14 protein-coding genes and 1 pseudogene are annotated in these 23874 nt (G+C 60.5%); 4 read left to right on the top strand and 11 right to left on the bottom strand.

Annotated elements, in window-relative coordinates:
* Positions 1–52: 52 nt before the first annotated feature.
* From XM53_RS20520 to mobC, 5 genes are all read right to left on the bottom strand, one after another.
* Positions 53–2329, bottom strand: coding sequence for a S8 family serine peptidase (locus tag XM53_RS20520; protein ID WP_057796675.1), 2277 nt, complete (start codon positions 2327–2329; stop codon positions 53–55).
* The gene (locus tag XM53_RS20515) at positions 2322–3446 is read right to left on the bottom strand and encodes an AAA family ATPase (protein ID WP_201455457.1); all 1125 of its coding nucleotides are present in this window, start codon (positions 3444–3446) and stop codon (positions 2322–2324) included. The genes XM53_RS20520 and XM53_RS20515 overlap by 8 nt, the downstream gene beginning before the upstream one ends.
* A gap of 194 nt (positions 3447–3640) precedes the next feature.
* Complete coding sequence (locus tag XM53_RS20510) at positions 3641–5623, bottom strand: type IV secretory system conjugative DNA transfer family protein (RefSeq protein WP_057796674.1); 1983 nt, start codon at positions 5621–5623, stop codon at positions 3641–3643.
* On the bottom strand, positions 5616–7964 hold the full coding sequence (locus tag XM53_RS20505) for a relaxase/mobilization nuclease domain-containing protein (RefSeq protein ID WP_057796673.1): 2349 nt from the start codon (positions 7962–7964) through the stop codon (positions 5616–5618). The genes XM53_RS20510 and XM53_RS20505 overlap by 8 nt, the downstream gene beginning before the upstream one ends.
* Complete coding sequence (gene mobC, locus XM53_RS20500; RefSeq protein ID WP_057796672.1) at positions 7951–8538, bottom strand: plasmid mobilization relaxosome protein MobC; 588 nt, start codon at positions 8536–8538, stop codon at positions 7951–7953. Before mobC ends, XM53_RS20505 begins: the two co-directional genes overlap by 14 nt.
* Before the next feature lie 552 nt (positions 8539–9090).
* On the opposite strand from mobC, the gene XM53_RS20495 reads away from it, so the two are divergent.
* From XM53_RS20495 to XM53_RS20480, 4 genes are all read left to right on the top strand, one after another.
* Positions 9091–9810 carry a nucleotide-binding protein gene (locus XM53_RS20495; RefSeq protein ID WP_009574174.1) on the top strand — a complete coding sequence of 240 codons (720 nt, stop codon included), beginning with the start codon at positions 9091–9093 and terminating at the stop codon, positions 9808–9810.
* Between the two features lie 10 nt (positions 9811–9820).
* Complete coding sequence (locus tag XM53_RS20490) at positions 9821–10462, top strand: hypothetical protein (protein WP_057796707.1); 642 nt, start codon at positions 9821–9823, stop codon at positions 10460–10462.
* 161 nt (positions 10463–10623) lie between these two features.
* Positions 10624–10863 (top strand): hypothetical protein, encoded by a 240-nt coding sequence (locus XM53_RS20485; protein ID WP_038147482.1) that lies wholly within the window; start codon positions 10624–10626, stop codon positions 10861–10863.
* A gap of 120 nt (positions 10864–10983) precedes the next feature.
* The gene (locus XM53_RS20480) at positions 10984–12108 is read left to right on the top strand and encodes a Fic family protein (RefSeq protein ID WP_057796671.1); all 1125 of its coding nucleotides are present in this window, start codon (positions 10984–10986) and stop codon (positions 12106–12108) included.
* A 25-nt stretch (positions 12109–12133) separates the two neighbouring features.
* On the opposite strand, the gene XM53_RS20475 is transcribed toward XM53_RS20480, so the two are convergent.
* From XM53_RS20475 to XM53_RS20450, 6 genes and pseudogenes are all read right to left on the bottom strand, one after another.
* Positions 12134–14461 (bottom strand): DEAD/DEAH box helicase family protein, encoded by a 2328-nt coding sequence (locus XM53_RS20475; protein ID WP_057796670.1) that lies wholly within the window; start codon positions 14459–14461, stop codon positions 12134–12136.
* A complete protein-coding gene (locus XM53_RS20470; RefSeq protein ID WP_057796669.1) occupies positions 14461–16449 on the bottom strand; it encodes a site-specific DNA-methyltransferase in 1989 nt (662 codons plus the stop codon). Before XM53_RS20470 ends, XM53_RS20475 begins: the two co-directional genes overlap by 1 nt.
* Positions 16450–16740: 291 nt before the next feature.
* Positions 16741–16998: pseudogene (locus XM53_RS20465) on the bottom strand (WGR domain-containing protein); the annotation flags it as partial.
* A gap of 84 nt (positions 16999–17082) precedes the next feature.
* The gene (locus XM53_RS20460; RefSeq protein WP_057796668.1) at positions 17083–18015 is read right to left on the bottom strand and encodes a DUF2493 domain-containing protein; all 933 of its coding nucleotides are present in this window, start codon (positions 18013–18015) and stop codon (positions 17083–17085) included.
* A gap of 364 nt (positions 18016–18379) precedes the next feature.
* On the bottom strand, positions 18380–19411 hold the full coding sequence (locus tag XM53_RS20455) for a DUF7146 domain-containing protein (RefSeq protein WP_057796667.1): 1032 nt from the start codon (positions 19409–19411) through the stop codon (positions 18380–18382).
* 3 nt (positions 19412–19414) lie between these two features.
* Entirely contained in the window at positions 19415–23791 is a 4377-nt protein-coding gene (locus tag XM53_RS20450; protein ID WP_057796666.1) for a strawberry notch family protein, read from the bottom strand.
* Positions 23792–23874 lie beyond the last annotated feature (83 nt).

Below are 23874 nucleotides of genomic sequence, written 5' to 3'. Positions count from 1 at the left end.
ATCCGAATAGTGACCTTTTCGAATCCTTCACCGAACCGAGAACGCTGCAAGGTTAGCTGTCCCCGATTTCTACATCAATCTCAGTGTCGATGACGGCAGCTTCCACGAACGTTCCGAGTTCGTCTCGGAGTTCGTTATAAACATCGTCGTTTTCATCACCCGTACCGATCGAAAGAACGAAGACCGTCTCCAGCGGGGGCACTTCTTCGGTATTGTTCATTCCGTAGAGGTAGAGATCGCGGCTGAAGAGGCGGGCATACACACGCAGGTTTTCACCATCAAACTGGACGCCGCGCGCGAAAGATTTCTTGTGGTGGCGCACGGGCGACCATTTGTGGTCCAATTCTCGCGCTTGCTGTTCGGTCAGGCGCTCTTTTTCAAGTGACCCGAGCAAGTTATGAAATTTTGCATCGCCGTTCGAGGTTACTCCGCGCTCGAATTGTAACGCGGCTTCCAAGCGCGCGCTGAAGTAGTTCATCCCAGCAATCTCGGAAACCATAGGATGCGGGTTAAGGATGGCAGTGAGCGCTCCGGCACCCTTCAGCTTACCTGTCTTGCGAAGCGAAGCGGGGATCGGAAGCTCCCAATAGAACGCCGCGCCTGGCCGGAGCTGCGCTGTCCATTGTAGCGTAACAAATCCTGGCCGACATTCCCAAGGCAACGGATCGACCGCGGGTGTTCCGAACCCCAGTTTGGCATCAAAAGCGTCCCGATCCGCATTGTGCAAAAGCAGTGCTTTGACCAAATCAGGTGAGGCGTCCCGAAGCCGCGCCATAGTATGTGCCGCCACCGGAGAGGTCAGTGCTGTGGAAAAGCTCGATCCTTCCGTGACGGTGCCGCCGATCACCCGCACCTTCGAGAAATTGGTTAGATCAGGCTTCAGCATACAGGAGGGCCCAGGGCCGCTCAGGCTAACTCCACACTCTCCGGCAGGCTTTCCGTTGGCATCATGCTGCCGGCCCCCAACCGTGATCGCGGCTTCGCAATCGGCAGGGGGTTGGATGTGGCCGCCGGGCTTGTTCCCGATCGAAATGATCGGCAGTACCGCATGCTTGCGTGCCAGCATTGCAATGTCATGCGACAGAGAATTTACGCCATCGAGTGGGCAATCCTCTTTGATGTTCAACGAGAAATTCCAGACTCGCGTGTTCGTCGCCGCCCCCATCAAACCGTCGAGATAGGCGACGAGATTTTGCGGATCGACAAAGATGGACGAGCCATGTTTCGGGACAGCTTGTACCGTCCCGACCTGGCAATAAAGCGGCGGGAGCGCCAGATTGTTGTTCCAGTCGTGACCCTGCACAATCAACGAAGTGACTTGGTTGCCATGTTTCGTGTCAGCATGGACGTCAGGGATAAATGCCGGTGCCCGCCACGCTTCGGCCGGTTTGTAGGAATTAGCCGTCAACCCCCCGTCCACCACCCCGACGACCGGCAGGCCCGACATGTCGGCGGGCAAAGGGCGGTTTGGTTCCGCCCCATCTCCTGGCGCCGTGCTGGTGATCGGACTCACGGGGTCGATCCTGAAAACGGTGCCGGACGCTAAGAGTTGCGCTAGTGCCGCTTGAGACGGAATAATGAATGTCGCGCGAGCGTGCCCCCGCTGCCGGTAGTCACGCATCGCAAGCGCGATGCGATCTCCTTCACTGGCCGCAGCCTGCAAGCTTCGGCGCATGACGGCAGGAACACTACTATCAAGGGCGCCCCGAATGTCTTCTAGTAGCGGCCGCGGGGACAAGATGGCGTTGTCACGCAGCCCCGCCACCTTTTGGATAAGATGTTCGCCCGCTTCCCTGCTTCGCAGTGGCATCAGCCAGGTGATAAAGGCGCGGCCGTCTTCGGCTTCGGGGGCGGCATCCCACAAGGCACTCAGTTTCCGCCCACCGCGAGCATTCTCTTCGCTGAAGAACCGCGCGCTCTGCACCCGCGAGATGTCTACCAGTTCTTTTACCCGCGTTGTGCGTTCGATCTGCTCGGCGAGCCTCACCAACTGATCAGCTTGAAACTCGATGAGGTAGCCCGTGCGATGCGGGGCGATAAGGCGCGCACCATGAATAGGATGGAAAAGATCATCGGGAGTATATGACGGTGCAAGCGAGTCTTCGAACATACCAGCGTACACGACGACTTGACCGCTGAAGCTCGGTTGATTGACCACGGACTCTGCCATTGTTCGGAAGGTTTGTGCCAAAGCCTCACGCTGCTCATCCAGCCGGTTTCCAATAATGCTATCGGCGGACTTTCCGCCGCCAGTCACACGTTTGGGCTTTGGGTCTTGCGTGAAGCGCAAAACCGGATTCAGTAGGGGGCGCCGCGGAGAGTCAGCCATCCTGCACCTCCTTCAGATACTTATTCACCATTTGGCGGCTGACGCCGATGATCCGGGCAATCTCAGCTTGGTTGATCCCACCTTTGTCGCTAAGAAAACTACTCAAGGTTCTTTTGGCTTGAGCGTCCAAATCGTCGTTACCAATCAAGCGCGCGCTGCCCGATCTCGATCCCGAGACCGCAAGAAGAATTTTGGCTAGGGCAGGTTCCGCCCCAGAGAGGATCGCACGTCGCCGTGCAGCAAGGCCGATGTTCTCGATATCAGCGCCATTGAGTCCATCCGAAACCTGCGCGAGCAGTGTCGCTTCATCTCGACGTGCTTCTTGCCCCTCATAGAGAAAGTGCAGCCACAGGCTTTCACGCACGTCGCGGTCAGGCAGGCTAATTTCTGCCTTGTACGGAAAGCGCCGCCATATTGCGGGATCAAGAAGGTGCGGATGATTGGTGGCTGCGATGGTGACGACATCATCGGTCAGCGAATCCAAACCCTGAAGCACGGTGTTAACGACGCGCTTTAACTCACCCAGTTCGTGGCGATCATCTCTGACTTTGGCAATCGCATCCATCTCGTCGAGGAAAAGCACTGCCTTCTTAGCAGGTACATACTCAAACACGCCCCGGATGTTCTTGGCTGTCTCGCCAAGGCGGGAGGAGATCAATGAGTCCAGCCGAGCGATGTAAAATGGACGCCCGAGCGATGCGGCGACATGCCCTGCCAGAAGGCTCTTACCCGTGCCAGGCGGGCCATAAAGCAACAACCCGAGGCGCGCAGACACACCTTTCTCACTGAGGAGATCGATATGCTTCGCGTCATCAATAAACTGCGAAATCGTAGCGCCAGGTTCACCGTTGAGCATAATCGGTGTCGTGGGCCACTGACCTTCTTCGAGTAACGGCAATCGCGACGCGGCATCGCGCGGCAAAGCTTCGGCATAACCCGACGCTTGAAGCGGCACCCCACGCTTTCGCAGAATCGCTTGTATTGCCTTGGCTCCGTCATGGTCATTCTGCTTCGCGAGTTGTTTCGCGAACTCATTGCCAATACGTCGAAGGGAGGTGTAATCCGCTGACATGGCGGCTTCGAGAAGCCGGTTAATTAGAGATTTGTCAACTTCCACTGGCCTCACCCGCGCTATTTTTGGAACTTTGTAAACCTGATTTGCTTATTTGTCAATCTATGGCTGCAGAGAAACGGCTTGTTAGAGATCATCGTCAACCCAGAGGGCTGGCGCTTGCTGAAACCATGCCAAATGACGTCAATCGCCACTCCGAACACCATCGATGGATGCTAGAAAATCAGTTCTTGCACCGATCACCCGTGCTCTTTGATGATTGCCCGTGTCGTCTGAACAGCAGCCTCAAACTCTGACCTGTCTGCCTCCTTGATTCCCAAGCTAGCCAGATCGACCGACAACTGACCTACACCTGCGCCACCCACCTCCGAGCGAGCGGCTCTGCCTCGCGCCCGGCCTAACATCCTAGGCATTAAGTCCCGCGGCTCAGCTGAAGGCGCCCCTGCCGTCGCCAATGCGGCTGCTGGTCCAGCTCCTCGTGCCCCTGCTGCCGCCCGCACCTCCTGCAGCTCCTGCTTCAGCCTAGCCACCGTCTCGCGGGTCTCGGACATCTGCCGATCTCGCCGCACGCCTTCCTCGTCCGGATACGGGAAATTTCCCGACTGGCCCGCGTGCAGCACCTTGAGCGTCGGATCCTCGAAGTACTTGATCCGCCGAGCGCGGATCGGCATCTGCGCGTCTATCACTAGAATAACCTCGTCGAGGTCCATCCGCCGGGCCTGATCCTCGGTCAAAAGCGGGGTATCCTCGGTCCGCTCGGAGACGCTTCGCCCTTCAAACGGATTGCGTCCGACCGCGCGGGAGCGGGTCACCACGCGCTTTGTGGTCTTGCCGACAGCTTGGCTCAGCTCCTCGATGGTCTTCTGCTCGGACGGGGTGAGGTAGAGCTTTACCCCGGCGCCGCCCTGCAGCGACCGGCGGGTGTTCTCACCATAGATCTCGTCCAGCGCGGGGATGGTCTGGGTCACGATGGCGAGGTTGCCGCCGAAGGAGCGCAGCGTCTTGATGCTCTCGGCGACGATCGGCATTTTGCCGAGCCGGTCGAACTCGTCGAGCAAGATCATGACCGGCCAGGGCTCGTCATCGCCGGGTTCCCGCGCCTGCAGCGAGGCAATCAGGTCCGAAAAGAAGAGGCGGATCAGCGGGGCAAGCGGTCGGATCATCTCGGATTCGACCACAAGATAGATCGCATGTGGGCGGCGGCGGATATCCCGGAATGAGAAGTCAGAGGTCGCGGTGGCCGCGTCGATCGCGCGGTTGTCCCAAGTGTCGAGACCCGATGTCATCAGGAGGGAGAGGTAGGAAGTGAGGGTGTCGTTGTTTGTCGATGCCATACGCTCGAAGATCAGTTTGGCCGACTTGTTTTTCACCTCCTGTGAACGCTTCAGGTATTCCTTCTGCTTGTCGCCCCCCGAGGCTGTGATGCGATAGATCTCGCCGATGGTCGGCACGCCGCGCTCGAAGGCCAGAAGGCCGGCCGCCACGAAGAGGTCGATACCCCCGGCCAAAAGCCCGCTCAGCTTTTCATTGTCGGTCTGCAGAAAGAGCTTCGCGGTGAGTTTAAGCTCCATCTGCTGCCGGTCGGGGTTGGTCATGGCAGCAATGCGCGCCAGCGGATTATAGCGATGTGTCGGTCGGTCCCAGTCGGTCGGCGCGAAGCGGAAAACCTTGTCCCCCATGCTGGCGCGGAAGCGCGAGGTCTCGCGGAAGTTCTCGCCTTTCACGTCCAGCACCACGGCGGAGCCCTTGTAGGTCAGCAGGTTCGGGATCACGAACCCCACGCCCTTGCCCCGGCCTGTAGGCGCCACGATCAGCGCGTGGGGGAAGGTTTTTGAGACTAGGAACGGGCGCTTGGATTTCGGGGAGCCGAGCTTGCCCAAAAGGAAGCCGCCACCGGGCCTGGCAAAGAAACCGTTCCTCTTCATCTCACCGCGGGTCTGCCAATGCGTAGTCCCAAATCGGGTGAGTGCATCCCCCAGGAGCGTGACGCTCAGCATCAGCGATGCCAGACCGAAGCCGCCAAGGATGAGGTTCACCCAGAGGAAGTCTTTTGGTGCGGACTGAGACAGACCCCGATATTCGCGGGCAAGCAGGGTGACGTCGAAACGCGTGGGAGAAAGCCCATAGCGGAACATGACAAAGCCGGTCGCCACGACATAGCCCATGGCGAGACCGACCAGCACAAGGCTCAACACTCCTAAGGCAATCTTGCCTTTATCCATGGGTGATCCCCTTCTCACCATGGGCCGCGGCGTGGCGCGCGCGCTGCGCCTCGATCTGCTCTTCGGCCAGAGCATCGAGAACGCGCTCCATGGCCGGGCCATGCGCGGTGACCTCGCTGCCTTGAAGATAGGTCTTGGCGAGTTCCAGCTGGCGCAGCGGATCCTCGGTGAATGTGTCCAGGACGTCCGCGTTTCCGGCCCGCAGCGCGTCGATTGCGTCGGGGCTTAGTCGCTCGTTTATCTGCCGGACGATGTCCTGCTGCTCTGACTCGGAGAGCGGGCCCTCGACGTCGGCGTTTCGCACAAAGGCCATGACGGTTGGCGCTGTCTCTTCCAGATACCGGCGCTCGGCGTAGTCTTGTCGCGCCTGGTCCTCGATCTCGAAACTGCGTTCGCTGATATAGGCACGCGACGCGCCGAGCGAACGAAGGTGATTGATTTCGTCCTGGACGGCCTGCCCGAATTCATCATCCGGCATTTCCGTGCGATAGCGGGCGAGTGTGCGGACTTCTTCGGTGATCGGACCGAGATGATCCGAGGGATCCCGCAAGGCGAGGTCCATGTCGCCAGCATGCAACGTGCGGTCCTGCTCAGATACCGCATATTGCTGCGGCATTCGACTGTCAGTCATCTGTTCCCAGGCCATCGAGGCCAATTCGGCATGCTGCGGAGATCTCTGCGCATAGGCGCCGAACGCGACGCGGGCCTCTTCAACCTCCACGGCGCCGGCCCGCCTTACAGACGGGTCGTCGGAGAACGGATGATCGAAATCCGTCCGGCGGAACTGCGCCACCAGCGCCCTGAACGCCTGCCGCTCCGATGGGGCAAAAATGTCGGGCCCGTCCTTCACGAGATCACCCCCTGGTGCCGCCAACCGCTCACCGAGCACTTCCTCAGCGTCATCCACCTCGTCGACCTCGGTTGGCGCACGCAGGACGCGTACATCGGTCAGAACATCGCCCAACCGAACATGCGTGGCTTCCAGCCGGTCGAGCGCTTCTTCCCGGTCCGCAGATTTCTCCAGATCGAGGTCGCTTGCTTTGGCAATCCCCTGCAGATCCTGTGCCAGCCACTGGCGCTCCAATGCGGCATTGCCTGCCCCCTCCCGCAGGCGCGCGGCCACAGACTCGGCATCGATGCCCGTGCCTTGCAAAGCCTCGGCCAGCTTTGATGCCACCTCTCCATCGTCAAGACGCGCGAGGTGTTCTTCACTTAAGTTCGGCCTTGCATAGATGCCGTCCCGGGATGGGGCATCGACCAGGGCGGCGGAGCGATCCCCGAGCGGGTTCAAATGCGCGACCGAGGCCAGAACGTCGGTCAGCTTGCGCTCGATCACCGGCCTCTCGGCCGCCGGCGCCCTGTCGATCGCCGCCTCGATCTGGCGAATGTTCTGAGAAAACTCGGTGATCAGCGTGTCGAACGCTGCTTCGTCTTGGGACATGTAGATGGCTCCGTCAGATTGAATCTGACCGCCACTGGCAAGGATGGTGCTGGCCCGCTCGAGCGCTTCGGCCACGTCGTCGAAATTCGAACGTGACGCCTCCGCCGCGAGCCCACGGTAGATCAACGCCTTGTGCCGGACGGTTTCCAGAGCGGCCGCCAGGTCAGCACCGGTTCTCTGGCGCTCGACTGGGGGACGACCTTCGTCGCGAGCCTTGTAGATTTCATCGATCTCGGCGCGGTAGGTCGTGACGCCGCGATCTAGACGGCGCGTCGCCTCAAGGCGGATCCCATGAACTTGGGCCGCCTCGACCATCGCCTCGCGAAAGGCGTCGTAGTTGAAGTGATGATCCTTCCCGAGAAAGAACATTTCGCCATCCTTGCTGCGGCGGTTCAGAACGATATGCGCATGTGGATGCGCGCGATCTTGGTGTATTGCAGCAATATAGTCGAATTGCGAGCCCTCACCTTGAAAGAACTTCTCGCAGACCGCCTGGGTGATATCGCGAACCTCTTCACCCCTGGTCCCAACCGGGAATGCCATCAGCAGATGCGACGTATGGCCAAGCTTGGGGCTGTAGCGCTCGTTCCACTGGTTCTCGAACCGCCGCGCCACTCGGTTGATCTCGGCTTCCGAGAGTTGCTTCTTCCCGTCATGGGTGCCGCGGCTGTCGAGGATATGGGTCGACTTCGTCGTGAGATATGTGAGCTGCGCCCGTAGCTGCGCCCCGGTGTGGCAGCCCCCTTTCGAGATAGCCTTGAAGATCGCTGGCGAATAGCCGCGCGCGGCCCGAACCATCTGCGCGCCCTTCGAAAGCCCCTGCCAGGATCCCGAAACCCGGCTCCAGCCGCGGTCAAAGAGCGCCGGGTCGATGCCACGGACCCGGTCACTCCGCGCCATTCTCATCCCTCTCGGCGAGGCCCGCCAGGGCAGAGCTGATCTCAAGGTCCAGCAGGCTGCGCCGCGCACGCGACATCTCCTGGACCTGGTCGGCCAGATCGAAGACCAGACCCGCAAGGGCGCGGACGTCACGGTGACTTGAGGCCGGGTAGGACAGTCTCTCGCCCCGCACCTTGGCCTCGTTCAGACGTCGCGCGATCTGGTTCACGTTGTTGCCGACCCGGTTGAGTGCGGCGCCGAGGTTGCGCAACTCGTCACACATCGCGTCGTCGGGCAGGAAGACACCTTCGGCCGCCAGCATCAGGCGGCGCATGGCATCCGAGCGGTGCGCAATCCCGCGCCGCGACAGAGCCGCGTCGAACCGGCGCAGGTCGTCGTCCGAGACCCGGATCCCCACAACCCGCGATCGGCTGCCGTTCGCTGTCTGACGCTCACCCCAGTGGTTCACCACGTTGTAGATCGTCTTAAGGCTGACATCGTAGCGGGCTGCCAACGACGCCGCGGAGACGCCGTTCCGGCGGTCCTGGGCGATGGTCGATCGCTCGATCTCTGACAGTCTACGACAGCGGGGCATTTTGAAGTTAACGTTCCTATTTCTTGCCAACTTCGTACAAGCCCGCCGACTCCCAACGCAAGTGGAGTCGGCCATAAGGGATTGTACTCAATATAGAAAATCGCCCTGCAGGGGCGATTTCCCGTCCTTTGTCAAATGGATCGCGCGTCGCGCTCATTGCACCACGCGATGCGGTCTCCGCATCGCGCATCGCGTCTTTCGCGCCCCGTCTCTTGCACCCCGCAAGACGGGTTTTGCCGCATGCTGACCGTCTCGCGTCACCCGCAGAACGACATACGCGAGACTGCCTCCCGTCGTCTGGAGCGCGCTATCCGTCACCTGCATTCCGTCCGCAGCACATCGCCAAGCGCATCCCGACATTTGGAGGGTGTGTGGTGCCCCGCGACGAATGCTGAAGGCGCCACGGCAGACGTTGCACGGTCATCGCAAAACGCCGCCCGCAGCATGCCAGACGCGGGTCGCATCCCGACTTCTGCTTGACCCCTCCGCCTCATGCGTTTAGCGACATTTTGGTATTATCGTTGCGATTCACTATTTTTGCGGAGGATCAGAATGCCGAACGAAAATCTTGTGGTGATCGCAGCGATGGCCCGGAAAGGGGGCAGTGGAAAAACGACGCTTTCGCGCGCCTTGATCAGCGCCGCGATCGCCGCCGGACGCAGAGTGATGTTGATCGACACGGACAGCACGAGAGTACTCGGGGCCTGGCATGCTCGGGCGGAAGCCGGTGGGCTGAGTTCGCCGCTTCTCTGCTCGGCCACCGTCGAAAGCGTGGCGGGTGTCGAGGACCAGATCGATCAGGTCTACATGGCAGGCACGGCAGACTTCATCTTCATCGATACCGCAGGGGTCGGTGCCGAATGGTCAGACGGCATTGCGGTGCTTGCGGACCACATTGTGACGCCTGTCATGCTGTCGACGTCTGATTTCGATGTCGGCGCACAGACTGCCGATTGGTATGAGAAGCTGAAATCCCGCGTTGACGACCCCTCCAGCCTTCCGCGCCACCACGTCGTCCTCAACATGGTTGACCCGAAAACGACCCGTGCTGACGCCGCCCTGATTGAAGAAGCGCTCACCCGTTTTCCGGTGATTGAGACCGTCATGATGCGACGAAACACTTACAAGGAGATGGATCAGAAGGGGCTTCTCCACGCCTTGGCGCTGGAAAAGCAATCTGATCCAAACCCTCTGATGCGTCCACACGTACGTCATGTCGTCGAGGCGCTCGAGGAGGCGACGGACATCCTCAACAATATTCTTGCTGCGTGAGGACAGTCGATTGCGCAAGAAGATCCCGACCATCACTAGGCCCGACCCAGCCTACGCCGCCACCCTGCAACAGGGTGACCGCGAGATTCCCGGGAAGGAAGATGAGGCACAGGTCACAGCAACAAAGACAGGCACCCCAGCCGCTGACGTTGACGCGGATCGGCACGGGTCAGAGCTTGTGCCGGAAGGTGCCGTGGCGCCGCACCAAGTCACCGCGAAAAGCTCAGACCCGCATACCAGCCTGAGAGCTCCCGTATCGGCGCGCGCTTTGAGCCCCACCCGGAAGATCGACATCAGGGTCAACGCACTCGAACGACAGGAAGCAGCGCTGCAGGCTTGTGGTGTCGAGCCAGCACATGTGGTGCGCGCCGCCCTGCGCCGTGCAGTCAAAGGCTGGCAACTGTCGCCGGTCTTCGCGCCAATCGCGGAGGAGCGGCGCACTCGAAACACGCAGTGGCAGGCCCGTACATCTCTGGCAGTAGATGCGGCCAGCCTGGGTGTCCTCCTCCGGGACCACGACCCCCTCGACGTCTTGAGTAAATGGGCCCTGATCCGTGGCCAGATGGAACCACGCATATGGAGCGAGATCGACAAAATCTTGGAAGAAATTGCGGTTCGCGCTGCATCACCGCATGAACCGCACGCACCGTAAGAGACCTATCTGAAAAGATAACTTGCATTTCGCCGGTGGATTTTCGCCCACCGCCCGAAGCTCGCCTTGCAGTTGCGGAAAGCGTGGCGCTAATGAGCGTCATAGGGAATTTCAGACCTCAGTGGTGACGAGTTACGAGGTCCATTTTGGAGGAACGCATTATGAACACGAAGCCCCGCCTGACTGGCGAACCGATCATGCGCATCCTCTGCAAGACATCTGAAAATCTGGTTGGCTACCTTTACCAATGGAACAATGGTGACGTGCAGCCTGCCTGGTTCGACGGCGCCATGGCGGACGTTCGCTATGAGCCATTCATTCCAGCGCCGGAACAGAACCCTGTCGATCCAAAGATCCCCAGACCGCGTCAGCAAGATCTGACGCACCTTGAAAAGGCCTAGCTCAAGGCCTCGCGTCGGTTTGTGGGTCATCCCATCCCGCAGGTCCTTTGAGCGATAGAGTTGACTTCTATGCCTCAAAAGTGATCTATGTTTGAGTTATAGAAAGGACATCTATACCTCATGGCTTGGAACTGGACGCTGCCTGATTGGCCGGATTTCCGGTATGACGCCTCCGCGCTGGAGCCGTTTGAGCAGACGTTCCTGCTGTCGTCCGGAGAAATCCTCGGCGCGGTCCATCATGTCAGCCAGCCGGAGCGCGAGCAACTTCGCATCGAACTGCTCAGCGAGGAAGCAATGCAGACGAGCGCCATCGAGGGTGAAATCCTCGACCGGCTCAGTGTCCAGTCTTCGTTGCGCCGCCATCTGGGCCTCGATCCGGACAGCTACCCTGCCAAACCGCGCGAACAGGGCGTCGCGGAAATGATGGTCGACGTCTATTCCAGTTTTGCAGAGCCGCTGACCCATGAGACGCTGTACCGCTGGCATCGAATGCTCCTGTCCCATGACCGTCGGTTGGAAACCATCGGGGCCTACCGACAACACGCCGAGGCGATGCAAATCGTTTCCGGCCGCCTTGACCGGCCCACGATCCATTTCGAAGCGCCGCCCTCAGAGCGGGTCATGCCTGAGATGGAGCGATACGCGGATTGGTACAACAAGACCGGGCCGGGGGGAGCAGAGCCGCTTCCAGCGCTGACGCGCGCAGGGCTAAGCCACCTCTATTTCGAGAGCATCCACCCATTCGAAGACGGCAACGGACGCTTGGGTCGCGCCCTCGCTGAAAAGTCGCTGGCGCAGAATATTGGCCAGCCGACCCTCATCTCGCTCGCCTTCACCATCGAGAAGCAGCGCAAGGCATACTACGACCAGCTCGAGCAGCATCAAAAAACGCTCGATGTGACCGATTGGCTCGTCTGGTTCGCGGAAGTTGTCTTGAAAGCCCAACAGGCAACACTCGACCGCGTCGGCTTCTTCATCAGCAAGGCACACTTCTACGATCGTCACAGAGACCACTTGAACGAACGCCAGGCCAAGGCCATCGCTCGAATGTTTCGGGAAGGCCCTGGCGGTTTCAAAGGCGGCCTCAGCGCCGACAACTACCTCAAGATCACCGGAACCTCACGCGCGACCGCGACCCGCGATCTGAAGGATCTGGTCGAGAAGGGCGTGCTCGCTCGAACCGGCGAGCGGCGGCATACGAGGTACTGGCTGAAGCTAAGATCTGAAGGTCTGTTCAAGAAATGATACCTGGAGATTATGGAGCTACCGTTCAATCAACAACGAGTACCGCCTCTACCGCCTCTTTCTCGGTCTCACAATGCGTGGGTTGAAGCCGTCCATTTCGCCATGCCCAAACTGTAAAGCCAGTCTTGGCCCGCTTATGCACGGTACCATTCTGTATTTCGACGTGCCCCTCAGACACGAGCCGGAGCACCACACGCTTTCCAGCTTCCGCTCCATCAATCTCAAAAAGTTTCGAAGCTGAAGCCTCTACAAGCAAGTGGTCTCCCTTGGTGTCTATTACGACTACAGCCTTATCAACCCATACAAGGAAATCCGGCCAATAGGCCTTGCCCTCGTGAAGAAGGGGAAGAGAGTAGCCGCTGCCAACCGGGTTTCGCGCCCAAACCCGCTGCGTTCGATCAAGAGCGCGCGCGAACTTTGCTTCAAGCGGGTTCAAGCCCGAATACTTTCCGTGGAGTGAGCGCTTGAACTCCTCATTGGAGTTTGGATCGATAGCCACCGGGCCAACAGAATAGGGACTATCTACATCGTTCTGGAAGATGACTGAGTGCTGGATATAAGCGGCAACTACTTCTTGAGCTTTGGTTCGCAGATGATCCGCCGCAGGACTGCTCAGCTCAATCATCGCATCGAACTTTGGCTCCTCGATATCCACGAGGTTCACAGGACCCCCTGCCCTTCGAAGGCCGCCAGGATAGCTCCGCAGAATCTCTCGCCGGAAGACAGAGCGTGCCGTGACGCGGTTTGAATGCTCGACATCAACCCACTCAAATTGAGCGTCGGATTCTTCCCCTACCTTTTGGAGCACCTGCATCCGGCTTCCTTGACCCACAGTATTTTGCGCGTCCGAACGAAAGTCCATGATTGATTTGACGATGCGCGAAATTGGTTCCAGAGCGCGACTGCTCTCGATTCCAACCGTAGGAATGGTTCGCGGAGGTTGGGGGTCTATCCGATCGCGCTTACCGCGCGTCTTTTCATCCTTGACCACCAGCGCGATAGAGGGGTGCTCAGAGGCCAAGTCTTTGCGGATATCCCTCAGAATGTCGTCAAAGACCCCCTTCTCATCCGTTCGGATATGGAAGTGCGCCGTGTTCAGGATTGGATCGTTGTAGTGCACAGCCCCTGGCTGGCGCAGAACCCGGCCTATTACCTGAGTGATTTGCCGCGCCGAAGCCATTTCCTTGTCGATGTAGGCAAAGCAGCAAGCAGGATCATCCCAGCCTTCCTGGAGACCAAGATTGAAAATGACATGCTCATATTTTCCCGCCGTGAAGCGGGCATAGTCCTTCTCTCCGCCGTCAAACAGGTGCATTTCAGTAGGCTTGGGGGAGTCCTTTGAGAACTTGAGCTGGCAGTAGACTGCTATCTTCTCTGGCTTGATTTTGGCTACCTCAACAAGGTGACGCCAAATGAGAATGGGACGAGCCTGCCGGTCCTTGAACGGTCTCTTCAAATCCTCAGTGATGGACATCCCATCGACAGTGTTCGTTGAACAGACGTAGATGGCCTTCGGCGTGAAGGGGAGCTTGTGATCCCTTGTAACTTCCTGCGCGATCTTCAGGTCTGCAAGCAAGTTATCCAAGGCTGGCTCGAGAGGCGTAATATAGCCGTCTATTGAGATACGCTCTTTTACAAGTCCCGAGAGAACAACTTCTCTGCTCGAGACTGACGTTGAAAAGTCCTCGTCCTTCCAACCCTTATCATTGCGAAGCCGCCCCATGACATTGTTGAGACGCGGCGGCAAGGTAAGCGTAGCGCTCGCAACGATGAGCGCATCCGGTGACAGTTCCAGCAGCCTTTCAGACTGCAAGTCCGAGAGATTGTGGCCTTCATCATACACGATGATCAGCGGACGCCTTTGTCCCTTCTCGGTTCGGCGCTTCTTCAGCTGATCCCAAAGGGACTCTTCCGCAAGGTCGAGCTGGGCCCGATACACTTTGCGGTCTTCGCTCGAGCTATCCTCGACAGCGAACTTGCCGACTGTCGCCACCAAGAGAACGGGCGTGTCGGCGCTCGACAAATGATCGGGAGCGACTTCAAGAAGCGGCACGATGTTGAAGCCGGAAAGGTTGTCGGCGTACTTGCCCGAGGAGAGATTCTCGAAAGTCTGAGAGACCACCACCCTTCCCTTCGATATCCACAGGACAACAGGGGCCACACCGAACCCATCTCGCATCTGCGAAACCGCATCCGCTAGCATTAGCGTCTTGCCGCTGCCGGTGATTGCAACCAGCGTCTGAAGAAAAGGGATCGTCGTCGTTCGATCCACCATTAAAGGGTTAGCTGAATAGTCAAAAAATCGTTGGGCAATCTGGCTTGATGCCCGTTCTTGAAAACCAATGAGCTCCATTAAGCGCGCTCGTCCTCATTATTGTATTCGTCGTTCTCGTTCAGGCCGAGGTCCGCCAGAATCTTGTCGGGAATTTTCCAGAAGCGAACGTTAGGAGACTGGAACATCTCGTAGCGAGCGTAAACATGAAATGGCGGCTCAATACTTGCCTTCTTTGCCTCTATGGCAACCTTCTTATAGGTGTCGAGGCTCAGAGAGCCAACCGGCCCACCATTGTCCCAGATGAGGAAGTATCCCTCTTCATTCTGATCTAGACCGACCAAGTACTGATAGCTCTCGTCATCTACACGCTTCAGGCTTGGTGCTGAGCGCTTGTGGTTCTCCCAGTGCGACGTGAGCACAACGTCAATGAGCTCGTCTCGCTGCATGGTGAGAACAGTCTTGGCGTCGATAGTCTTGGTAAGAAGGCGATATTCAAAGCCACCGCCGAGCGGCTTTGCCTTCTTCCCATTTGGCCGCTTGCCTGTGACGGCATTGTGCAAGCGTTGCCAGGTGAGGGTTCTAGCATATTTGTCGCCGTTCTCAGGAGCACCTTGTTCAATAAGGATAAAGCGGCGGTCTGCCTCGAGCTCCATGTTGAGCTCCAGAACGGCATGTCCGGTTGAACCGGATCCCGCATAGGGGTCGAGCACAAGTCCATTGTCCGGACACCAGATCTGAATGATTTTTTTGAGCAGACGGAGCGGCTTAACAGTATCGAAGGCGTGACCCTTGCCTACAATCTCATCAAGCTCTTTCTTGGCCATGTCCGAGTGACCTGACTGAGCGTGAGGCCACGTTACTGACCCCACGTCAGCAGGAGTCTCGTAGAATTCCTCATCCCAGAATGTTGTAGGGATCATGCCAGCGCGGACGACATCAATAGGCGTCTTGAGACGAGGACGCCCTGCCCCCGGCCTTCTCTTCCTATCATCACGGAAGAACAGCTTCGGCCAGTTACCCTTCTCCCGACGCTCAAGCGCTTTCTTCGCTGCAAGTTGGACTACTGGGTCGCTCGCAGGATTATAGCCCTCAAGTGCAACGCTACTCCCAGAAAGGACAAGAGCGTTGCCCCGGCCATCGCCGAGGTCTTTCTCGACATACGCGACACCCCATTCTCGAAGATGCTTCTTCGCTTCGGCTTTAGTGAAATTTACCCAGTGGGCACGAGCCTCAGGAAGGTTTCCGTCATACTCGTACTCGCCATTCGGGTAATGAAGGTTGCCAGTGAAGGGCGATTGGATCGCGTAAGCTGTCTTTTCCCGATTTTGCCGTGCTGAGGGGTCAGTTGGAATCCAATCCCCACTATCGTCTCCATCAATATTCTTCGACCCAGACCGATCAATAGGCAACAGATCCATTTTCGCCAGCCCTTTATCTTTGGCGTAGACGAGAACGTAGTCAGTGGTCTTAGAGACAGATTTTCCACCTTTAGGAGAGTACGCCTTCTGCCAGTTAATAATGGCAAGCCGGTTCTTTTCCCCGAAGACTTCATCCAGCATCATCCCCAAGTGGAAGAGCTCGTTGTCGTCGATGCATATTGCAAGAACACCAGAAGGTTTCAGCATCGCCTTCATGATCTGAAGGCGCGGCATCATTGCCTTGATCCACTTGGTGTGACGCGACCCATCTTCGCTGGACACAATCGTCCCAAGTTCGGGGTCGTTCGGGTCGTTGTCCCAACGGTCGTTGTACCGGAAGTATTGCCCAGTGTTGTACGGAGGGTCGGTGACGATGAGGTCTACCTGCCCGCGGTACTTGTAGAGCGTTACCATGGCTTGAAGGTTTTCACCCTCGATGAGCATGTTCTTTGATTGCGCTTCAGGCGAACCGACATGGAGCTTGGGCTCCCGGCGTGTCTGACGAGGACGGACCTTCTTGGCAATCTGCATTGCTGAGCGCTTCCCATGGAAGCTCAAGGCAACGCCGCTCGTCATCATGCTTTTTGCGAGGCGCTCTAGCTCCTCGCGAGTGAGTTTTGAGAGCTCTGCCTCGAAGTCAAATTCCATATCTAGATACCGCTGGGCCCATCGATTTGTTCTTACTATGTTCTCATTAATCAGATCTAAACGCATTTACAACTTGCGAGTAGAGGAAGTGCGCTGCTCAGACCCGTTTGCGGCCACCCTTGTCCAGAGCTTTTAGCCGAAGAAGCTTCTCCAGATCGAGGCGAAAGACCGTGTGAATTGGGCATTTCAACGACGAGGCTCACCTACGTGAAGTACGTCAACATTTCCACCACAATCAGCGGCGTCCATAAAGACGACCGAATTCCGGGTCGTTTCTGATGAGTTCCCGAACGCTTGATACCCCCTCCGATTCTTCGTCGCCGCAAGCTTCATGAGTGCGTTGACCGCCCTGCCCTCGTCCGGGTGCTGTTCGATTAGCATCTGCCCTCGAAACCCGATACGGCCCCATTCCCGCACAAGGCATGCGCCGCCAAACAGGTCCGGCTGAACGCTCATTCGATAGAAGCGCCGCATGTTGAGAGACGGGTCGATCCGCTTGAGATCGACCGTTGTCGGGAACACTTCCATTTGCTGCGATATGTCGAACATGTTGCTGGCGCCTCTCTCCAGACCACAATATCAAGCGCTCTTCGACGCTTCCACAATGTTCTGTCCCGGATTGAAGTCGGGGGCTCACGCCCCCTTCTCGAACTTCATGACCGGGATGCCAAGCTTCTTGGCCTTGTCGGCGAGGTTTTCCTGGATACCGGTTCCGGGGAAGACAAGGACCCCGACCGGGAGCACATCCAGCATCGCGTCGTTGCGCTTGAAGGGCGCCGCCTTGGCGTGCTTGGTCCAGTCGGGCTTGAAGGCCACCTGCGTCACGCCCCGGGCTTCGGCCCATTTGGCGGCGATGAGTTCTGCGCCCTTCGGGCTGCCACCGTGCAGGAGGACCATGTCGGGATACTTGGTCCGGACCTGGTCGAGCTTGCCCCAGATCAGGCGGTGATCGTTGAAATCGGTCCCGCCGGTGAGGGCGACCTTGGGGCCTGCGGGAAGCATTACCTCGGTCTCGGCGCGGCGCTTGGCGGCCAGGAAGTCGCGGCTGTCGATCAGGGCGGCGGTCATGTGCTGGCGGTTCACCATCGAGCCGGTGCGGGGGCGCCAGGTCGATCCCATGTGATGGACGAACTCGGTGGCGGCGTGATCGCGCATCATGTCCATGCAGTTGCGCCGTTCAACGAGAGTCAGGCCTTCGGCCGTCAGGCGCTCGAGTTCGACGGACTTCACTTCGGAGCCGTCCTGCTCGCGCTGGAGGCGGCGCTGCGCCTGCTCGTTCTCATCGAGCGTCCGCTCGATCCGGGCCGTGGCGCGGTGGAAGAGGTTGACCTGGCCCCAGAGCACTTCTTCGAGGTCGGGTTCCATGCGGGTGTCTTCGAGGGTCGCAACGAGGGCGTCGAAGATGTCGGCGACGGCGACGGCGAGGCGCTGCCCATCTGGCATCGGGCGCGGATCGGGCTCGTCAAAGGGGCGGTAGCCATAGAGCTGCAGCTCGTCGAGCGCATGGGCGGTCTGGGATGCGGTGTGGGCGGGTTCATACGCGTCGTCGCGGGTATGGATCGTCATCGGTTTCTTGCCTCCGGGCCTGTCTTGTCCGCGCGTCAACCCGCGCGGCCTTCATGGGCTGCGAAAGCCGTCACGGGGGCCGCCTCTTCACCCCCTTTCGGGGCCGGAACGCATGTGGAGGAGGACGGGGAGCGACTGATTTGTCTCGCGATGCAAAGGCGGGGCTCGTCCCCGCCGGCGGAAATCAGTCGCCCCCCGTCCTTGAAGGGGCGACCCCTTTGACGGCCGCCTGCCCATCTCTTGAAGGCCGCTCGGGTGACGGGTGGATGAGATTGCCCGGGATGGGGTGAAGACGACGATCCAGAGCCACGACTGGGATGCAGCCCCCTGCCCCGCACTCCCAGACCCCCCTGCGCGATGCAGCTCAGCTGGGCAGGCGATGCCGATCCTCTGGCCCGATCTGACCTGCCAGATGCTGGCGCAGCGCGTCCTTGCCGTTCGCCCGAAGATCATCGTTGAAATCCCCGAGCCGCGGTTCCAGCACCCGCACATGCACCCCGACCTCGGAGGCTCTGGCGCTCAACCTCCCTGCCGCTCGTTGCCCGGCCGGATCGCGGTCGATGGCGATGTAGAGGCGCTGGAGCCCCTCCGGCAGCAGGACCGCCCCGAGGTGTCCCGACGAGAGCGCCGCCCAGACGGGAAGGCCGGGGGCCGCCTCGGACAGGGACAGCATGGTCTCGATGCCTTCGCCGACGACGAGGATGTCATCGTGCGGGGTGAGCCTGACAGCATTGCAGAGGAGGTGACCCATAGCCCGACGCTCTGGACTCACTGCCGCCTTCCCCTGTCCGTCAGGCGCCAGCCAGGTGCGATGCACGCCCTGCACGGCCCCTGCCCCATCGGTAACCGCCGCGATCATCGCCGGTCTGGGGATGCTCCGGGTCTGCCCCTCTTCCCGATGCCAGCACTTCGGATGGAAGCGCAACGCACCCTTCGCCCCGAATTGGGTGATGCCCCGGGAACGGAGGTAGGTCTCAGCAAGCGTGCCTGTGATCGGGTTCGAGGCAGCAAACAAGCGCGACGCCGCCGCAGGAGTGCCACCGGGCGCCTTGGCCTTCCTCGGCTCTTGCCTATCCGGGACGACCGGCTGCGGACGGCCAAGATGCGCTCGGGCCTCGGCGAGAAGGTCGGGGAAGCGCGTGATCCCCGTCCGGGCGCGGATGATGTCCAGGAGATCGCCATGCTCGCCTGTGGCCCCATCCGTAAACTTGCCCGCTGCCCCTGGTCCCGACGCAGGGCCCGTCAACCGCACGAAGAGTGATCGGCCGGGGTTGTTCTGCAGATCGCCGACGATCCAGTAGGATCCTTCCCGCCGTCCGGCGGGAAGGTAGGCACGACAGACGCCTTCGGCAATTTCTGCCAGATCGCGCACGAGGTCTTCGGTCTCGGAATACATGGGTTAACAACCTCCGCGATCATGTAGCCTTGCAACAGGACAACGTGCAAGCAGACGATCCAGTATCGCGACACCATCGGCGTCGGTCGGGCAGAACAGCCGAAGCTTCCAACTGATGATCTCCGAGAAGAAGCCATCGGCCTTGAGCCGATCCTTGGCTGCCTCCGAGAAGCCCGACAGTTCGATCCGGTTCGCGCCCATGACGCGCGAGCGGTGCAATTCCATCCCTTCCGACAGGCGCACCACGGTCTTGCCCTCCAGAACGAGGGCATGGACCTGCGCGGCCGAGAGCTTGGGCGCATCGGCGGCCAGCGTGGTCGCGACCCAGGCAGGCGAGACGCGGCGGCCGATGATGCGCTGCCCGTCATCGGTCTGCAGGCGGTAGACGCGGGTTTCATCCTGGGGAAGCTGCTTCCAGATCGGCAGCAGCAGACCTGCCACGATGTGCAGCGTGGAGTCCGAAAACTCCGGCACCTCGGCCAGTTCCGCAGTCCACGCCGCAGTGAAGGCCGCGCGGTCGGCCTCGAGCCAGTGGGTGTCCTCCATGACCTTGGCCGGGACCGTGCTGGCATCAAGCGGGCGGATCAGGCGGAGGCGCGGCTCGATGGTCCCATCGTCCAGCATGTGACTGGTGGCAGGAACCTGCACGGCAGCCCGGCCCGAGCGGCTGTTGACCAGAAGCCGCGCCTGCGGGTCATCCAGCCATTCGAGCGCATCGGCCAGTGAGGTAGGCGTGTTGCGGCGCTTTTCCGCGATGGTCAGCAGCTGGGTTTCCGCGCCGGAGCCCGGATGGGTGTAGATGACCTGTACGTCGGTCACCCGGAAGCTCTCAGCACGGAGTGTCTCGAGCCCGAGATCGTAGACCCCGGCGGCGATGGCACCCTCGATCCGCTGGTCGAGGAGTTCTTCGAAACCCGCGAACAGCACGGCCTGCATGTCGATCGTCAGCGCCAGCAGGCGATTGAGGAAGGTCGTGATCGGCGGCAGGTCGTCCTTCAGCCCATTGTCATCGGTGAGCTCAAGGCCAGTGGCATCCTCGAAAGCCCCGAGCGAGCAGCCAGCCAGATCGCCGCGAAAGATGCGGCGGTAAAGCTGGCGCAGCGCGTCGCGGGCGTAAGGCGACTCGAGGTTGTCCTCGGGGCGGAACAACCCCTGCCCGCCGGTCTGGCGCTGGCCGCGCGTGATGGCGCCAAGCGTGTCGAGGCGGCGCGCAATGGTCGACAGGAACCGCTTCTCCGCTTTCACATCAGTGGCGACCGGTCGGAACAGTGGCGGCTGCGCCTGATTGGTGCGGTTTGTGCGCCCGAGGCCCTGGATCGCCGCATCTGCCTTCCAGCCGGGTTCCAGGAGGTAGTGGACCCGCAAGCGCTGGTTCTTCGCCCCAAGATCGGCGTGGTAGCTGCGCCCCGTGCCCCCGGCATCCGAGAAGATCAGAATAGGCTTTTCGTCATCCATGAAGGCTTGGGTCTCAGTGAGGTTCGCGGCTCCGGCCCGGTTCTCCACCACGAGCCGTGCCGAATGCCCTTCGCCCTTGCGCACGATGCGCCGCGAGCGCCCTGTGACTTCGGCCACGAGATCGGTGCCGAAGCGCTGGACGATCTGGTCGAGTGCACCCGGCACGGGCGGAAGCGAAGCCAGTTTCTCGATCAGCGCGTCACGACGCCGGACGGCTTCGCGGCATTCGACCGGTTGGCCGTCGCGCGTGACGGGGCGCGACGAGAGGTTGCCCTCGCTGTCGGTGAAAGGCTCGTAGAGCTGCACCGGGAAGGAATGGGCGAGGTAGTCCAGAACGTATTCCCTGGGTGTGATGTCACAACGGATATCATTCCATTCGTCGGTTGGGATCTCCGACAGGCGGCGTTCCATCAGCGCCTCACCCGTCGAGACGATCTGGATGACCGCCGCGTGACCCGCAGCCAGATCTGCATCGATGGATGCGATTAGCGTGGGGGTCTTCATCGAGGTGAGCAAATGGCCGAAGAATCGCTGCTTGGCGGACTCGAAGGCGGACCGCGCGGCGGATTTCGCCTGACGGTTCAACGTGCCGCTCTTGCCAGAAATGTTCGCCGCATCCAACGCCGCGGTCAGGTTGTTGTGAATGATGGCGAAGGCCCCTGCATAGGCATCGTAAATGCCGCGCTGCTCGGGGCTGAGCGCATGTTCGAGCATCTCGTATTCGACACCGTCATAGGACAGCGACCGCGCCGTGTAGAGACCGAGCGCCCGGAGGTCGCGGGCAAGAACCTCCATCGCCGCGACACCGCCAGCCTCAATGGCTTCCACAAATTCCGCCCGGGTTGCGAACGGGAAATCCTCCCCGCCCCAGAGACCGAGACGCTGCGCATAGGCAAGGTTGTGGACCGTCGTCGCGCCCGTGGCCGAGACATAGACCACGCGGGCATTCGGAAGTTTGTGCTGCAGGCGCAGACCCGCCCTGCCCTGCTGCGAGGCCATGGTATCGCCCCGCTCGCCTTTGCCCCCGGCAGCATTCGCCATGGCATGGCTTTCGTCGAAGAGGATCACCCCGTCGAAATCCGCCCCCAGCCAGTCGACGATCTGGTCGACGCGGGATTTCTTAGCGCCGCGTTCTTCAGAACGCAGTGTGGCATAGGTGGTGAAGAGAATGCCCTCGGCGAGCGGGATGTCGCGGCCTTGCGCGAAGCGCGAGAGCGGTGTGACGAGCAGCCGCTCCTGACCGAGCGCGGACCAGTCGCGCTGCGCATCCTCGAGAAGCTTGTCGCTTTTCGATATCCAGAGCGCCTTGCGTCTTCCTCGAACCCAGTTGTCGAGCAAGATCCCGGCCGACTGACGGCCCTTGCCCGCCCCGGTGCCATCGCCGAGGAAGAAACCCCGGCGGAAGCGGACGGCGCCCGCGGCTTCGTCGGGCGCGGCCGAGACCATGTCGCCGGTCTCATCGACGATCCAAGACCCTGCGAGATATGCGCCATGCGCCTCCCCCGCGTAGATGACGGTCTCGAGCTGCGCGTCGGAGAGCATGCCGTCGCGCAGGATGGTCGCCGGAAGCTTGGGGCGATAGGAGGGTTTCGGAGGTGCGACAGAGGCCATGGCCGCCGATTGCACAAGCTTGGTCGGGTGCGATGCGGCGTCTGGGATGTCGATAGCCTGCAGACGGAAGGTCTCGTAGATCGCGTCGGACAGCCGTGCGGCGTCTTCGTCCCCGGCGGCGTCGCGGAGAGCGTAGTCCAGTTCCTCGGCCTCAATCGGCGTTTCAGGTGTCGCCATTTGAGCCGCCGAGGTCGCGCGCGATCGGCTGATGGTAGTGCGTGTGGTGGGGGTATGACTTCCCGGGAAGAGGGAAGTGTGGCCCAGACCCGCTTTTGTGGCCTGTTCCAGTTCGAGGCGTGGCGGAACCTCCGCGGCGACCCGCGACATCAGATGCGCCACGTCCGGGGACGTGGGTTGGCGCAGGTCTGCGGTGGTGCCGCCCGTCTCGCCGCCGCGGCATTTGTCAAAGACAGAAATCCGCGTCTCGAAGCTGGTGCCGTGCTTGGCGAAAGCCGCGCCCGACACGGCACCCGTAAAGACGAGATGGGACGCCTCGGTCAGACGGCCAAAGGTGTCGGCCCAGGCAGGCGCATCCGGCGCAAATGCTGCCCCTGTGATGGCAACGAGCCGTCCGCCGGGGGCCAGGCGCGCGAGGGCCGAGCGCAGATGTCGGGCCGTCGCCTCGGTTGTCCGACCATCGACATTGGCCACAGCCGAGAAAGGCGGGTTCATCAGGACGACGCTCGGACTTGAGGAGGCGTCGAGATGATCATCGATCTGCGCGGCATCGAACCGCGTGACCGGGCGACCCGGGAACAGCAAGCCAAGAAGATAGGCGCGGGTTTCGGCCAGCTCGTTCAGCGAAAGACTGCCGCCTGCGATCTCTGCGAGGATCGCTAGAAGCCCGGTCCCCGCTGAGGGCTCGAGGACGAGATCGCCCACGTCGATCCGTGCGGCAGCCATCGCCGCGAGCCCCATGGGCAGGGGCGTGCTGAACTGCTGGAACCGCTCCATCTCTTCCGAACGCCTTGTGTGCGTGGGCAAGAGAGCTGACACCTTGGCGAGGATGGGCAACAGCGCCGCTGGCGAGCCAGACCGGGCCAGCAGCGCGCGGCCGAATTTCCGCAGGAAGAGGACCAGCGCCACCTCGCCCGCCTCATAGGCGAGCTTCCAGTCCCAGGCGCCTGTCGCATCGGAACCGCCAAAGGCGCGCTCCAGTTCCAGCCGCAGGCGCAGCGCATCGATCTGGAACCCCTGCGAGAGATCGGGCTGCAGCGCCTCGGCGACGGCAACGATCGCAGGAGCAGGATTTGCTGCAAACGGAACAACGGGCGCAGGCACGGACGCCCGCGCAAAAGGGGCAAGATGGGTCATCGGGAAACTCCGGAATGAGGGACAGGATCAGGTCCGGGCACCCTCTCTCGGGCACCCTCAGGCCTGATCTTTCCCGGCCCCTC

The organism is Roseovarius atlanticus, assembly GCF_001441615.1.
In the GTDB taxonomy this organism is placed as follows: domain Bacteria; phylum Pseudomonadota; class Alphaproteobacteria; order Rhodobacterales; family Rhodobacteraceae; genus Roseovarius; species Roseovarius atlanticus.
This window is presented reverse-complemented; position numbering and strand designations above follow the sequence as displayed.

Bases quoted from the DNA above. Each gene is read 5' to 3' on its own strand.
- XM53_RS20520 (WP_057796675.1), bottom strand. From the start codon at position 2,329: ATGGCTGACTCTCCGCGGCGCCCCCTACTGAATCCGGTTTTGCGCTTC.
- XM53_RS20510 (WP_057796674.1), bottom strand. From the start codon at position 5,623: ATGGATAAAGGCAAGATTGCCTTAGGAGTGTTGAGCCTTGTGCTGGTC.
- XM53_RS20505 (WP_057796673.1), bottom strand. From the start codon at position 7,964: ATGGCGCGGAGTGACCGGGTCCGTGGCATCGACCCGGCGCTCTTTGAC.
- mobC (WP_057796672.1), bottom strand. From the start codon at position 8,538: ATGCCCCGCTGTCGTAGACTGTCAGAGATCGAGCGATCGACCATCGCC.
- XM53_RS20495 (WP_009574174.1), top strand. From the start codon at position 9,091: ATGCCGAACGAAAATCTTGTGGTGATCGCAGCGATGGCCCGGAAAGGG.
- XM53_RS20485 (WP_038147482.1), top strand. From the start codon at position 10,624: ATGAACACGAAGCCCCGCCTGACTGGCGAACCGATCATGCGCATCCTC.
- XM53_RS20480 (WP_057796671.1), top strand. From the start codon at position 10,984: ATGGCTTGGAACTGGACGCTGCCTGATTGGCCGGATTTCCGGTATGAC.
- XM53_RS20475 (WP_057796670.1), bottom strand. From the start codon at position 14,461: ATGGAGCTCATTGGTTTTCAAGAACGGGCATCAAGCCAGATTGCCCAA.
- XM53_RS20470 (WP_057796669.1), bottom strand. From the start codon at position 16,449: ATGGAATTTGACTTCGAGGCAGAGCTCTCAAAACTCACTCGCGAGGAG.
- XM53_RS20460 (WP_057796668.1), bottom strand. From the start codon at position 18,015: ATGACGATCCATACCCGCGACGACGCGTATGAACCCGCCCACACCGCA.
- XM53_RS20455 (WP_057796667.1), bottom strand. From the start codon at position 19,411: ATGTATTCCGAGACCGAAGACCTCGTGCGCGATCTGGCAGAAATTGCC.
- XM53_RS20450 (WP_057796666.1), bottom strand. From the start codon at position 23,791: ATGACCCATCTTGCCCCTTTTGCGCGGGCGTCCGTGCCTGCGCCCGTT.